The organism is Acinetobacter sp. YH12100, assembly GCF_013419135.1.
Classification (GTDB): Bacteria; Pseudomonadota; Gammaproteobacteria; order Pseudomonadales; family Moraxellaceae; genus Acinetobacter; species Acinetobacter pseudolwoffii.
In genome coordinates this window covers 67,175-80,560 of record NZ_VPAQ01000006.1, presented here as the reverse complement: position 1 = coordinate 80,560, position 13,386 = coordinate 67,175, and the positions used below count along the sequence as shown (strand labels likewise).

General features: G+C 42.9%; 12 protein-coding genes and 1 pseudogene. 9 read left to right on the top strand and 4 right to left on the bottom strand.

The genetic code is table 11. The features are described 5' to 3' along the window. Nucleotides 1-127: 127 nt before the first annotated feature. Complete coding sequence (locus FTU40_RS05975) at nucleotides 128-544, bottom strand: glycine zipper domain-containing protein (RefSeq protein ID WP_180040155.1); 417 nt, start codon at nucleotides 542-544, stop codon at nucleotides 128-130. Nucleotides 545-890: 346 nt separating this feature from the next. On the opposite strand from FTU40_RS05975, the gene prfA reads away from it, so the two are divergent. After that, complete coding sequence (prfA, locus tag FTU40_RS05970; RefSeq protein WP_180040153.1) at nucleotides 891-1,979, top strand: peptide chain release factor 1; 1,089 nt, start codon at nucleotides 891-893, stop codon at nucleotides 1,977-1,979. Next, the gene (gene prmC, locus FTU40_RS05965; RefSeq protein ID WP_005097223.1) at nucleotides 1,979-2,797 is read left to right on the top strand and encodes a peptide chain release factor N(5)-glutamine methyltransferase; all 819 of its coding nucleotides are present in this window, start codon (nucleotides 1,979-1,981) and stop codon (nucleotides 2,795-2,797) included. The genes prfA and prmC overlap by 1 nt, the downstream gene beginning before the upstream one ends. 172 nt (nucleotides 2,798-2,969) lie before the next feature. Here prmC and FTU40_RS05960 read toward each other — a convergent pair whose 3' ends face one another. Beyond that, nucleotides 2,970-3,323, bottom strand: a complete 354-nt coding sequence (locus tag FTU40_RS05960) for a hypothetical protein (RefSeq protein WP_180040151.1) — start codon at nucleotides 3,321-3,323, stop codon at nucleotides 2,970-2,972. 227 nt (nucleotides 3,324-3,550) lie between these two features. Beyond that, entirely contained in the window at nucleotides 3,551-4,573 is a 1,023-nt protein-coding gene (locus tag FTU40_RS05955) for an AraC family transcriptional regulator (RefSeq protein WP_179999461.1), read from the bottom strand. Between the two features lie 137 nt (nucleotides 4,574-4,710). On the opposite strand from FTU40_RS05955, the gene FTU40_RS05950 reads away from it, so the two are divergent. From FTU40_RS05950 to FTU40_RS05940, 3 genes are all read left to right on the top strand, one after another. Then, nucleotides 4,711-5,481 carry a 3-hydroxyacyl-CoA dehydrogenase gene (locus FTU40_RS05950; protein WP_005097220.1) on the top strand — a complete coding sequence of 257 codons (771 nt, stop codon included), beginning with the start codon at nucleotides 4,711-4,713 and terminating at the stop codon, nucleotides 5,479-5,481. A 247-nt stretch (nucleotides 5,482-5,728) separates the two neighbouring features. After that, nucleotides 5,729-6,865 (top strand): acyl-CoA dehydrogenase family protein, encoded by a 1,137-nt coding sequence (locus FTU40_RS05945; RefSeq protein ID WP_180040149.1) that lies wholly within the window; start codon nucleotides 5,729-5,731, stop codon nucleotides 6,863-6,865. A gap of 267 nt (nucleotides 6,866-7,132) precedes the next feature. After that, nucleotides 7,133-8,779 (top strand): AMP-binding protein, encoded by a 1,647-nt coding sequence (locus FTU40_RS05940; RefSeq protein WP_180040147.1) that lies wholly within the window; start codon nucleotides 7,133-7,135, stop codon nucleotides 8,777-8,779. Between the two features lie 243 nt (nucleotides 8,780-9,022). Here FTU40_RS05940 and FTU40_RS05935 read toward each other — a convergent pair. After that, nucleotides 9,023-9,553 (bottom strand): annotated as a pseudogene (locus FTU40_RS05935) (pyridoxamine 5'-phosphate oxidase family protein). Between the two features lie 483 nt (nucleotides 9,554-10,036). Here FTU40_RS05935 and FTU40_RS05930 point away from each other — a divergent pair. The 4 genes from FTU40_RS05930 to FTU40_RS05915 all read left to right on the top strand — a co-directional run bounded on the left by FTU40_RS05930 (nucleotide 10,037) and on the right by FTU40_RS05915 (nucleotide 13,108). Further along, nucleotides 10,037-10,807, top strand: a complete 771-nt coding sequence (locus FTU40_RS05930; RefSeq protein ID WP_180040186.1) for a HesA/MoeB/ThiF family protein — start codon at nucleotides 10,037-10,039, stop codon at nucleotides 10,805-10,807. Nucleotides 10,808-10,865: 58 nt separating this feature from the next. Then, entirely contained in the window at nucleotides 10,866-12,164 is a 1,299-nt protein-coding gene (locus tag FTU40_RS05925; protein ID WP_180040145.1) for an AarF/ABC1/UbiB kinase family protein, read from the top strand. 169 nt (nucleotides 12,165-12,333) lie between these two features. Continuing rightward, complete coding sequence (folB, locus tag FTU40_RS05920; protein WP_180040143.1) at nucleotides 12,334-12,714, top strand: dihydroneopterin aldolase; 381 nt, start codon at nucleotides 12,334-12,336, stop codon at nucleotides 12,712-12,714. Further along, nucleotides 12,671-13,108, top strand: coding sequence for a 2-amino-4-hydroxy-6-hydroxymethyldihydropteridine diphosphokinase (locus FTU40_RS05915; protein ID WP_180040141.1), 438 nt, complete (start codon nucleotides 12,671-12,673; stop codon nucleotides 13,106-13,108). The genes folB and FTU40_RS05915 overlap by 44 nt, the downstream gene beginning before the upstream one ends. The last annotated feature ends 278 nt before the right edge of the window (nucleotides 13,109-13,386 follow it).

The window sequence follows — 13,386 nt, the reverse complement described above, 5'->3', positions numbered from 1 at the left end:
TCATGATTTTGAGTAAATAAATTTATGTATTACATGAATTTGAATCTTATAAGCAGGTCATAAAAAAAGCACCCGAAGGTGCCTTTAATATTAAATCTAATGTCTGGTCTAAAGTGAGCCCAGAAAATTAACGGTGACGTTTTTTCCAGTGTTTAGAACGTTTTTCCGCTGCTTTATCTTTGGCAATCTTGTTACCCAGTGCCGCACCACCAGCAGCACCCAATGCTGAACCGATATAGCCACCGTTGCTACCACCCATGTTTTTACCTACGGTATAACCTGCACCGCCACCCAAAGCACCACCGATTGCAGATTCAGTACGGTTCTTTTTGCTACTTGCGACTGCTGCACCGCCTGCACCACCCAAGGCCGCACCGATGGTCGCGCCAGTATTGCCGCCCATGTTTTTACCTAGGGCTGTACCTGCAACACTACCTAAGGCACTTGCTGCTGCAACACGTGCTGTACTGTCTGCATGTGCATTTACCGCCATCATTGAACCAGCAGCTAAAACTGTACTCATTAAAAGTGCGTTGAGTTTCATGTCATCACTCCGTGTCCATTAACAGGACTGTATTTATTTCGATGTGGAAAATGTAACAAATCATGCCCAGAATAATATGAAGATGTTTCTCCATAATTTACTGCTTTATTTGATGAATTGTAAAATCTGCAAGAAATAAGCATAAGATCGATTATAAAAAAGGCAATTCCACTATTTTTAATCTTATTTGTTAACAAATGCTGCCGAGAGAGAATGATAGCGGCGTGGACTTACTCAATAATGATGTTCATTAGAAGCCAGAATCGTTAAACTAGGCGCAATTTTTTGATTTCGCTGTGCTAAATCGGTTTTTAGTTGCAGCCTATGTTTTGAGATTTTTTAAAAAATGAAAGAATCGTTACGTTTACGATTAGACCAACTCTCTGACCGCCACGAAGAGCTGACAGCATTATTGGCTGATATAGAAGTAATTTCAGACAATAAACGTTTTCGTCAGCTGTCGCGTGAGCATAATGACCTGACAGAAATCACCAGCGTTTGGAGCAAGTACAGACAGGCTGAAGAAGATATTGAAACAGCTCAGGCCATGTTGTCGGACCCGGACTTTAAGGAAATGGCACAAGAGGAAATCAAAGAAAATAAAGCTTTGATTGAAGCGCTTGAATCAGACCTGAATATTCTGATGATTCCAAAAGATCCAAATGATGCCAACTCTGCTTATCTGGAAATTCGTGCCGGAACCGGCGGCGATGAAGCAGCGATTTTCTCGGGTGATCTGTATCGCATGTATAGTAAATACGCAGAAAATCAAGGCTGGCGTATTGAAATCCTGTCAGAAAATGAAGGTGAACACGGCGGTTATAAAGAAGTGATTTGCCTGATCAATGGTGACGGTGTATATGGTCGCTTGAAGTTTGAGAGTGGTGCGCATCGTGTACAACGTGTGCCAGCAACCGAATCGCAAGGTCGTGTACATACGTCTGCTTGTACCGTTGCGATCTTACCGGAAGTCGATGTCGATACTTCGGTAGAAATCAATTCCTCGGATTTGCGGATTGATACTTACCGTGCCTCAGGTGCTGGTGGTCAGCATATTAACAAAACTGATTCTGCGGTACGTATTACCCATTTACCGACAGGCACGGTAGTGGAGTGTCAGGATGAACGTTCGCAACACAAAAACAAAGCCAAAGCGATGGCACTTTTGGTGTCTCGTTTAGAAAATGCCAAACGGGCTGCTGCCGATGCTGCAACCTCTGAAATGCGTCGTGATCTGGTTGGTTCAGGGGATCGTTCAGAACGTATTCGTACCTATAATTACCCTCAAGGTCGTATGACCGACCACCGCATTAACCTGACTTTATACAGGCTGGATGCGGTCATGGAAGGTGATTTGACCGAATTGCTGGACAGCCTGCATCGCGAATATCAGGCCGATCAGTTGGCCATGCTTGCACAGCAGAATGGTGGATAATGAATATTTTACAAGCGCTGGCTTTACGCGGTGAAGCTGAAAGTTATGAGCGTCAGGAAAATGCCTGGTTGCTGGAACACATCACCAAGATTGATTCATTTGATCTGTTGATGAAAAAAGATCAGGAATTGACGCCTGAGCAGGAACAAGCTTATAAGGATGGTCTGGCACGAATTGCTGCCGGTGAACCTTTGGCTTATGTCACCGGTTCACAACCATTCTGGACTTTGGATCTGAAAGTCAGCAAAGATACGTTGGTGCCGCGTCCTGATACTGAAGTGCTGGTTGAAACCGTGTTAAAGTTAGATTTGCCTGAAGATGCCCGTGTGGTGGATTTGGGTACAGGCACAGGTGCAATTGCCTTATCGCTTGCATCGGAGCGTCCTGAATGGGTGATTGTTGCATCAGATATTTATGCGCCTACGCTTGAAGTAGCCAAATATAATGCAGAACAACATGATATTGAGAATGTAGAATTCGTTCTGGGTTCGTGGTTGAAACCATTTGGCCGTCAGTTCTTTGATGTGATTGCTTCAAATCCGCCGTATATCGATCCGGATGATGCACATATGCAGCATCTGGCGACCGAGCCGCAACGTGCACTGGTTGCGGATAAAAAGGGCTTGGCTGATTTGGAAGACATTATTATTCAGGCCAAAAAGCATTTAACCGTCAATGGCTGGGTGGTGCTTGAGCATGGTTATGATCAGGCTGATGCCGTGCAGCATCTATTTAAGCAGGCCGGTTATAAAAAGGTCCGTACCGTAAAAGATTATGGCGGTAATGATCGGGTGACTTTGGGTCAGTGGCCGCATTAATTTTTAATCCTTCTTTATGAAAAGAGCGACCGATTTGGTCGCTTTTTTTTTGGTTTTTTAAATTCTTAGATTAACATCTGAAATATCCAGTATTTTTAATGACATTCTATTACTATCCTATAAAGAAAAAAGTGATGCCAGAGCATCACTTTTGTTAAATTCTTTAAAAGAATTACATCGGATAGTCTTGCAGGCAGTCATAGACTTCGACTTGATCTAAGCCACCGGTTTCCATTGCCAGACAAAGCGCTACAACTTTCACAGTATGTGCCAAGTATTGTTCATCTTTGAGCGCAATACCTTGTTGCAGGGCGACAATGCGATCTGCCGGAATTTCTAAGGCTGCGGCAGTTTCAGTTGCATCAACACGGTTAAAGAACTGAACCACAACATCTTTAAGCGCTGAGTCAGAGGCACTTAAAATAGCTTGATTAAGCTGTTCAGAGATTTGATCAGCTGAATGAACTAAAGCATTGGCGAAGTTTTGAACAAGATTCTGTTCAAGAACATCAGTCATCTTTAACATGAAAATACCTTCAACTTAGGAGAAAATTTGGGAGTACAGCCAATAGCAAAGTGCTATAAATTGAGTGAAAAATAATCTATTCTCAGACGAATTGCAAAGCTTTCTGGATGACTGTGTAGTCCTGCTAATATATGCTGCAGGGCTTGAAATTTATAATCACAGTAAAAATATGAACTTAAGTTTCAATAAAATTTTATTAATATTTTTTAAGTATCAATTTATATAAATTATCTAATATTATTTTGACGATAAGCTCCCGGACTGACTCCAGTCCATTTCTTAAAGGCACGATGAAAGGCGCTGGATTCCTGGAAGTTGAGCTGGTCACTGATGTCTTGCAAGCTTTGCTCAGTACGCGTCAATAATTCGATTGCGGTATCCCGGCGTATTTCATTTTTTAATTGCTGGTAGCTGACCCCTTCGCTTTTTAAACGCCGTTGTATGGTCGCCTCGGACATATTCATTTTTGAGGCAAGATCATTCAGTTCTAGCCATTCTGACGGTGAAACTTGCAGAAGCTGTCTGCGAATCTGGGTGCTGAGTGCATAAGGATTTTTAAAACGCACCAATAAATTGTGAGGCGTTTGTTGAATAAACTGATACCAGGATTGAGCATCCTGCTTAATCGGCAGTTGCAGATAGCTTGCATCAAACTGCACATAGTTTTCATTGGCCTGATATTCAATCTGTTCACAAAAACGGACTTTATAATCAAAATCATCGAGTGGTGCAGGACATTTTAATTGAATCTGATTCAGCAAAATCCGTTGTCCACTTAACCAGCAGATCAAGGTATGAATCAGCATCAGATAGGTCGCATAACTAAACATGCGTTTTGTAGATTTTAAATCATAAATCACGATATAGGCATAGTGTTCCTCAACGAGAAGCGTGCTTTGCAGATCGTCCAGAATCAAGTTGAGAAATTGCAAAATGTGTTGTAGCGCCTTTTCCAGTGTATCTGCCTGCATAAGCATTTTTGAAAGCAATTTAAAGCTGCCACGGCGCATGGCATGACTGTCCATGCCAAAAAATTCGTCATTCATGCTGTCTGCAAGCACTGTCCATAATTGGGCAAACTGGCTTACCGACACGCGCGCTTGAGGTGCATTGAGTACTTCGGCTGGAATATTGGCTTTTTTCAGAATAGTAGAGATATCAAATTCTAATCGTTTGGCATCGAGCAAGGCTTCCTTGACCAAGTCGATCGAAATAGTCCCTTTGCTATATTCCAGTGCAGGCTTATGCATGTTCAGTGTGACATCCTCATTTTTATTGTCCAAATACCTCAGGCAAGATGCAATATTTGGAAATTGTACAGAATAAAAACTCTGTTTACTCTGCATATTAAGTCGTATCTCAAATAGAAAATTATCAGGGAAGAAATATGAAAATTCAGGGAAAAGTCGTTGTGATTACCGGGGGAGCATCGGGTTTGGGTGCAGCGACAGCCACGCATCTGGTTGCACACGGTGCCAAAGTGATTCTGGTCGATATGAATCAAGAGCAGGGTGAGGCATTACAGCAACAACTGGGTGAGCAGGCTGAATTTGTACAGCTAGATGTCACCGATGAGCAGGCCGTAGAAACGTTCTTTGCACATGTCGAAAATGCGTATGCTCAACTGAATGGTTTGATCAACTGCGCAGGTATTGCACCTTCTGCCAAAGTGCTGGGGCGTAACGGTATTCATGAATTGGCGATGTTCCAAAAAGTGCTGAATATTAACGTGAATGGCACATTTAATATGCTACGTCATGCAGCGGCGTTAATTGCAAAATATGAACTGCAATCTGGTGAAGAAGAGCGTGGCGTGATTGTAAATACCGCTTCGGTCGCCGCTTATGATGGTCAAATTGGCCAGACCGCTTATGCTGCTTCCAAAGGTGCAGTGGTGGCGATGACTTTACCTTTGGCTCGTGAACTGGCACGTGAAGCCATTCGAGTGATGACCATCGCCCCGGGCATTATGGAAACCCCGATGCTAAAAGGTATGCCGCAAAATGTTCAGGATGCTTTGGGACAAATGGTGCCATTCCCATCACGTTTGGCTAAACCTCAGGAATTTGCCCAGCTGGTGGGGCATATTTTTGAAAATAGCTATTTAAATGGTGAAGTGATTCGTCTGGATGGCGCGATTCGCATGCAGCCTAAATAAGTCTTCGATTTATATAGGACATGATGATTTGCACAGCTGCCAGTTTCTCATTGAATTTAAATGACTTTGTTTAAGCATGCATTTTCTTTTGAAGGATCAAAAGAAACAAAAATCCTTTGCGAAACTGAAGATACATCCCTGTATCTCAGTTTCGCAGGCGACATCCATGCCGCCTTAACTGACGTTCCAACGATCTCAATAGTAAAAAGCTTGAAGTAAATAAAATAGATATAGAAAGGGAAGTTCAATGATTTTAAATGATGAACAAAAAATGATTCAGGACATGATGCGCAATTATTCGCAGCAGAAACTGAAACCAACAGCGGCCTTACGCGATAAAACAGCACAATTTCCTGTACAAGAACTCAAAGAACTGGGTGAGCTTGGCGCACTGGGTATGACCGTTGCTGAAGAATGGGGCGGTGCAGGTCTGGATTATGTTTCTCTGGTTTTGGCACTTGAGGAAATTGCCGCAGGAGATGGGGCAATTTCGACTATTATTAGTGTGCAGAATTCTTTGCCTTGTGGGATTACCCAGCGTTATGGCACCGAAGCACAGAAACAGCAGTATTTAACTAAACTGGCCACCGGTGAATGGCTGGGTTGTTTCTGCTTGACAGAACCTCAGGCCGGTTCAGATGCCAGTTCTTTAGAATGTAGGGCCGAACGTGATGGCGATGAATGGGTACTTAATGGCACCAAGCAGTTTATTACCACGGGCAAACATGCACAGATCGCATTAGTCTTTGCTGTGACAGATAAATTGGCAGGGAAAAAAGGCATTTCATGTTTTCTGGTACCGACCGATGCACCGGGTTATATCGTGTCACGCCTAGAGGAGAAAATGGGTCAGCATTGTTCCGATACCGCGACGATTGTTCTGGATAACTGCCGGATTCCGGTGGAAAACCTGCTGGGTCAGGAAGGTGAAGGCTACAAAATTGCCTTGTCCAATCTTGAATCTGGTCGTATTGGTATTGCAGCACAATCAGTCGGGATGGCTCGGGCTGCGCTGGATGCAGCGGTGGAATATGCCAATGAACGTAAAGCCTTTGGTGTAGAAATTGTGCAGCATCAGGCAGTGGCTTTCAGGCTGGCAGATATGGCGACACAAATTGAAGCGGCACGTCAGCTGACCTTGCATGCGGCAACTTTAAAAGATGCTGGTTTAGCCTGCTTAAAAGAAGCCTCAATGGCAAAACTGTTTGCATCAACCATTGCAGAACGGGTCTGTTCCGATGCGATTCAGATTCATGGTGGCTACGGTTATGTCTCTGATTTTCCAGTAGAGCGTATTTACCGTGATGTGCGCGTGAGCCAAATTTATGAAGGTGCATCGGATATTCAACGTTTGGTGATTGCGCGTGAAGTCTGTCAACGTTGATTTTGATTAAAAAATAGATTTTGGTCGATATTCAAATCTGGCATTTCGGTTGATGGATATGGAAATTGCCAGGATCAAGCAACCCTGATTAGCTAAAGACAGACAGTACGCAGAAGATAAATAAAGCAGCATGATTCATGTCTTAGTCATCAGGCATGAATTAGATGTGAAGAAACTATGCTGATGGAATCAGCAGGAACAACAACGATAAGTGGACACACTCAGGCAAGGTCGCCTGAAAAATACAACAGGATAGAGGTTGTCGTCATGAAGACACTAGAACAAGCATATGTTGATTTCAATTTTGAAAATATGGTTCAGGAACATCTGGCTGGAAATGCAGAGTCCATCAATGCCTATACTGAATGTTGTGGACGTTACCTTGGCCAAAACCGAACCGCACTGATCTGGGAAGGCAAAAATGGTCAAACAGAGCAGTGGACATTTGAACAATTGGCAACTGCTTCAGGACAGCTGGCCAATTATATGCATTCTCTGGGTTTAAAAGCAGGAGATTGTATAGCTGGACTACTGCCAAGAACACCTGCACTCTTAATTACTATTTTGGCCACCTGGCGGATCGGTGCTATCTATCAGCCTTTGTTCACTGCCTTTGAAAGTAAAGCAATTGAGCATCGTATGAGTACAGCCGCTACTCAACTGATTGTCACCGATCAAGAGCAGCGCTTGAAACTGCATGATCTGAATATTCCAAATATTCTGACCGTACATCAGGCAGTGGCAGATCATTATCCGGATGCTGACTTTTGGACCGAGTTAAAGCAGCAGTCAGAAGAGTTTGAGCCAGTGAGTGGCCAATTTAATGATATTTTTCTGATGATGTTTACTTCAGGCACCACAGGCTTGGCAAAATCGGTTCCTGTACCTTTAAAAGCGTTGTTGGCCTTTAAAGGCTATATGCTGCACGCCGTAGATCTGCGAGAAGAAGATTCCTTCTGGAATCTGGCCGACCCAGGTTGGGCCTATGGACTATATTATGGCATTGCGGGCCCGCTCAGTTTAGGTCATAGCATCATTATGGATGAACGTGGATTTAGCGTCGATAATGCTGTACATATCATTGAGAAATATAAAGTCAGTAACCTGACTGGCTCGCCAACTGCATTCCGGATGTTCTTTGGCTTTAAAGAAAAATTTGATGCAGGCATCAGTTCGCATTTGCGTGTGGTCAGTAGTGCAGGTGAACCGCTTACGCCTGAAGTGATCCAGTGGTTCAATCATGATTTAAATGTGAATATTTATGATCAATATGGACAGACTGAACTCGGTATGGTGATCGCCAATCATCATGGCTTGGAGCATCATAAAAAAGTGGGTTCAGCTGGATTTGCGATTCCGGGGCATCGCTTTGCGGTATTGAACCCAAAACATCAGGAAGTCGAAAAAGGCGGGATTGGAATCTTGGCAATTGACTGTTCGGCTTCACCCTTGATGTGGTTTAAAGGCTATGCCGGTCATAATCGAAAGTCTTTTGTCGGGCAGTATTATTTAACCGGTGACACTGTAAAACTGAATGAATATGGCGGTATTGATTTTATTGGACGTGCGGACGATGTCATTACAACTTCGGGCTATCGTGTAGGGCCTTTTGATGTGGAAAGTACCTTGCTGGAATGTGAAGAAGTGCTTGAATCTGCAGTCGTCGGTAAACCAGATCCAGAACGAACAGAAATTGTAAAAGCCTTTGTGGTACTTAAATCAGCCTATCCAGCCACTGAAGAACTCATGCTGAAGCTGCAAAGCTATGTGCGTTCACGCCTATCCAAGCATGCCTACCCAAAAGAGATTGAATTTGTCGGGTGTTTACCTAAAACGTCGAGTGGAAAAATTCAGCGAAATTTACTCAAACAACAGGAAATTGCCAAACTTCAAGAAATGAAGCGAGTCAGTTAGTTTTTTTGATTGAATGCTCAAAGGCTACCATGGCAGCCTTTGGTATTTGAGGAATAATCATTTTCTAGTTAAATTTTAGTCAGATATTAAGCTGATTTTCTCAAGCTTATATTTTTAAGAGAGCAGATTAAGGCAAGTAAAAGTTATAATTTTTTATGTCATTACAGTAAAATTACATTAGTATTTAAAATTAAATATATCAAAAATTTAGCCTCTTAATATAAAGAGGCTAAATCTCGTTACTCACCAGATATTGCCTTGTAAATTCACTTTTTGATGCTCTGCATGCGGTTCGCCCGCTTCACCGGTAACGCCGCCTTTTAAGGCTTTAAAAAGCTGGGTGACTTTGTTGTCTGTTACATTCCAATATTCTGCGCTGACTGCTTCAGCAATCAATACCCGTACAGTCGGATCATCCTTGCCTTCAAACCAGTTTTCAGCCCAGGGATTCCATAATTGCTCAATCAAGATGCGGTCAGTACTGATCTGAGCATGTGCACTAATCGACACATAAATACCATCTGATGGTTTTGCAAAAGACAGACCAATCTGACCACGGCCTGTTTCTGCTGCTTTGACCAGATCATTGGTATTACGCAGGATGAAATATAAGTTTTGACGTTCATTCATCTGCTCGGAGTTCAGCATGGTCATCGGCTAGGAGTGGATTTCATGTGTGTCGGTTAAATGGCTGATCATGGTATAACGAACATCCTTGATCAATTCCCATAATTTTTCACGATTATCATGTTGAGTATTGTTATGCTCGGTCATGTATGTTCTCCATACGATTTTATGAAAGCTGAAAAAATTGCTTGGTATTTTCAGATTAATCATATTTAGAGACAGATGCCTTAGGTCTCACTGAACTCATACATTTTCATACTCAAATACAGGCAGAGACTACAGAATTGCTAAACAAGACAGCTCGATTTACAGGGGAATTCAATAGCAAAGATTTTAAAAACTTCAGGTCTGACACCTTTTATAAATGAGAAAGAGCTGTTTGCCGGAACCGTTTAATTGAGGTGATTCAACAAATCTTGCCAAGCCATAGCGGCTGCAGCTTGATACCGAGCGTTTAGCTGATATGCTATTTGGCTCAACGATTGCCGAACCATTTATTGATATGCTGTAAATTGACTGTGAGATTGATCTTCCAGAGATTTATCAGCCTTTAGAAACTTCAGTAAGGCTAATTTTTGCGATCATTGTTAAAAATTTTCGAAACAAGGAAAGACGTTGTCTACATTTAACATGGATGCCATCTCCCCAGAATTTGAACTCACTGATGCTGAACTACATCTGTATAGCCGTCAGATTCTTCTGGATGGCTGGGATATTGACGCTCAAGAAAGGTTAAAATTTTCTAATGTCTGCATTATTGGTTGTGGCGGGATAGGCTGTACACTGGCAGAACTTCTGGCACGCGCAGGCGTGGGGAAAATTACCCTGATCGATCCGGATACCATCGAGATGAGTAATTTGCAGCGACAACTGGCATTTATGCCGCAGGATATTGGATTTTATAAGGCAGAAACTCTCGCCAAAAGGCTGGGCCAGATTAACCCGAACGTACAGGTTGAATATGTGAATCAGGCCTTAACGGCTGAGAATGCAGCGCACCTGATCGAACATCAGGATCTGGTATTGGATGGCTGCGACCAGTTTGCCACACGTTATCTGGTCAACCAGATTTGTATTGAACAGAATGTGCCCTTGTTGAGTGCCTCGGCAATTGGCTTGCAAGGCCAGTTGTTTATGGTCGAAGGGCATTCCGCCTGTTATGCCTGTCTGTTTCCACCCGAAAACCAGGCTGATGAAAGTCTACGCTGTGCAAACTCCGGTGTACTGGCCACCACACCGAATGTGATGGCCAGCTTGCAGGCACATCATGCCTTATTATATCTGGGATTGGGCCAGACGCCACTTCGACAAAAGCTGTTGTTATGGGATGGGCTGAGCTTTAAACAGCGGATTCTCGCTTTCGAAAAAGATACAGATTGCCCAATCTGTCAGGCAAGATAAGCCTGCAAAGTGAATTTTTTTTGCTACACTGCATTTAATTAATTTTTCCTAAGACATTATGAAAAACAATATCTGGTTAGATGGAATACGTTCAGTTGCCCGTATGGGAGAAACAGCAGTCGTTGCGGCAAAGGCGGGCTTTAAATATGCCACTGAAAAGCCGAGCAATGCCAAACTGATGCGTGAAACTTTTGAATCCTTAGGTTCAACTTATATCAAGCTGGGTCAGTTTATTGCCAGCACACCGTCGCTGTTTCCACGTGAATACGTTGAAGAATTTCAGGGCTGTCTGGATCAGACACCACGCTTACCGTTTAGCTATATCCAGCAAGTGTTGGCTTCTGAATTTGCAGGACGCAATCTGGATGAAATCTTTGCATCGATTGATGAAACGCCGTTAGCTTCTGCATCTATTGCACAGGTGCATGCAGCCAAACTGGTGTCTGGCGAAGATGTCGTGATTAAAGTACAAAAACCGGGCGTAGAGACCATTTTGTACACTGACTTGAACGTCCTACATTGGGCAACCAAGTTACTGGAAAAAGCAGTACCAAAAGTCAAGTTTGCGTCACTGGCCGACATTGTCGAAGAAATCAAAACCCGTATGGTGCGTGAAGTCGATTTTATCGAAGAAGCCCAGAATCTGGATGATTTTGTTAATTACCTGAATATCACCAACAATCAGGCAGCGACTGCACCGAAGGTTTATCATCAGTATTCGACCCGTCGTGTACTGACCATGCAGCGCTTGTATGGTGTGCCCTTGACCGATTTTGAAGTGGTCAAGAAAGTATCTAAAGATCCATCTCAGGTACTGATTACTGCAATGAATACCTGGTTTGGTAGCCTGATGATGTGTAACAGCTTCCATGCCGACCTGCACGCAGGCAACCTGATGCTACTCGAAGATGGTCGTATTGGTTTTATTGACTTCGGGATTGTCGGTCAGCTTAAACCAGAAGTATGGACCGCATGCATGGCATTCATGGACTCATTGCAACATACCAATTATGAGCTGATGGCAGAAAACATGCTGAAAATGGGTATGACCGCAGTAGAGATTGATACCAAAGTTCTTGCAGCGGATCTTGAGCGTTTGTTTAGTGGCGTATTGATGGCCGATCCTCAACAACTGTTAACTTCAAATCCTGCCGACCTGAACGATATCATGATGGATATGGTGGCGGTGGGTGAGCGTCACGGTATCCGTTTCCCGCGCGACTTTGCCTTGCTGTTCAAGCAAATGCTGTATTTTGACCGTTTTATGCGAATTCTTGCGCCGTATACCGACATCTATGCCGACCAGCGTTTGCAAATGGTGCAAAGCATGGATCCGAATCTGCTGTTAAAGCATTAATTTAATCCCTCCCGACCTCCCTTCCTTGCGCAAATTTTAAAGCAGCGCTTTAAAATAGCTCAGGGAGGAGTGTTTCACTGCTTGATAAAGTATAAGCGATAAAAGTTCCTCTTTATAAAAGAGGGATTTAGGGAGATTAGTTGTAAATATCATATTCTCGAGCAATCCAATGGACGCCATTATTATTGAAGGTTTAAAGGTTGAAACAGTCGTGGGCTGCTTTAACTGGGAGCGTCAAATTATTCAGCCTTTAATGCTGGATTTGACCATTCAAACCGATTTAGAACAGGCATCAAATTCAGATGCTCTTGCAGATACGCTGAATTATGCAGAAATTTGTGAGATTTCAGCCAAGGTCATTCAAGAAGCTCAGCCTGAATTGATTGAACATGCAGCAAAGTTGGTGTTGAATGCACTTTTTACTACCTTTACAGCAATTGAATCGATTAATATTACGATCCGTAAGCCTGCCATTATCGCGCAAGCCAATTCTGTAGGGATACGTCTTGAACGCCACCGAAACGATTTTCGCCCTAGCATTAGCGAGTAATTGTCATCCTCAGCAACATTTTCAAGCTGCACAGCAAGGTATTTCTGCCTGGGGGAAAGTCCAGTTCTCTCCCATTTATAGGATTCCTTGCCGGGATGGCATTGGAGCTGACTACTGGAATGCGGCATGTCTATTAAAAAGTTCGATGTCCAGTGCAGAGATAATTGATTTGCTTAAACAGCTGGAACAGGCGTCAGGACGGATACGTCCATCGCATCAGATTACTCTGGATGTAGATCTGATTGCCTGGGGAGCTGATCTCAAGCATATGCAGTTTAATGAAAAAAAATTGCCCTTGGCTTTGGATGTAAAAGTTCCCATGTTTGATATCTGGCAAGACCCTGTATTCGAGCATGAGTTACATTGTTTCCCAAGAGTTGAACAGCTGATTTAAATCAAATCACCTAATTTTTTGCTGATGTAATTTATGCAATACGAATATTTAAAAGCCTGATCAAGCAAGATCAGGCTTTTTTATGATGCAGTTTTTTGTTTTTATATGAAAAGAAAAAATTCAGATAAGATGGCTCAGGTGGAGTTTAGGAATCATTTAAACATGAAAATATGAGAAATCTTGGCTTATGTTATTTTAATTTTTGGGATCCTTTATGTGATCCAATGAGGATTTCATGGTTTTCCGACAAGGAATTCATATGTGATTGATTTGAAGCT

Bases quoted from the DNA above. Each gene is read 5' to 3' on its own strand.
- FTU40_RS05975 (WP_180040155.1), bottom strand. From the start codon at position 544: ATGAAACTCAACGCACTTTTAATGAGTACAGTTTTAGCTGCTGGTTCA.
- prfA (WP_180040153.1), top strand. From the start codon at position 891: ATGAAAGAATCGTTACGTTTACGATTAGACCAACTCTCTGACCGCCAC.
- prmC (WP_005097223.1), top strand. From the start codon at position 1,979: ATGAATATTTTACAAGCGCTGGCTTTACGCGGTGAAGCTGAAAGTTAT.
- FTU40_RS05960 (WP_180040151.1), bottom strand. From the start codon at position 3,323: ATGTTAAAGATGACTGATGTTCTTGAACAGAATCTTGTTCAAAACTTC.
- FTU40_RS05955 (WP_179999461.1), bottom strand. From the start codon at position 4,573: ATGCATAAGCCTGCACTGGAATATAGCAAAGGGACTATTTCGATCGAC.
- FTU40_RS05950 (WP_005097220.1), top strand. From the start codon at position 4,711: ATGAAAATTCAGGGAAAAGTCGTTGTGATTACCGGGGGAGCATCGGGT.
- FTU40_RS05945 (WP_180040149.1), top strand. From the start codon at position 5,729: ATGATTTTAAATGATGAACAAAAAATGATTCAGGACATGATGCGCAAT.
- FTU40_RS05940 (WP_180040147.1), top strand. From the start codon at position 7,133: ATGAAGACACTAGAACAAGCATATGTTGATTTCAATTTTGAAAATATG.
- FTU40_RS05930 (WP_180040186.1), top strand. From the start codon at position 10,037: ATGGATGCCATCTCCCCAGAATTTGAACTCACTGATGCTGAACTACAT.
- FTU40_RS05925 (WP_180040145.1), top strand. From the start codon at position 10,866: ATGAAAAACAATATCTGGTTAGATGGAATACGTTCAGTTGCCCGTATG.
- folB (WP_180040143.1), top strand. From the start codon at position 12,334: ATGGACGCCATTATTATTGAAGGTTTAAAGGTTGAAACAGTCGTGGGC.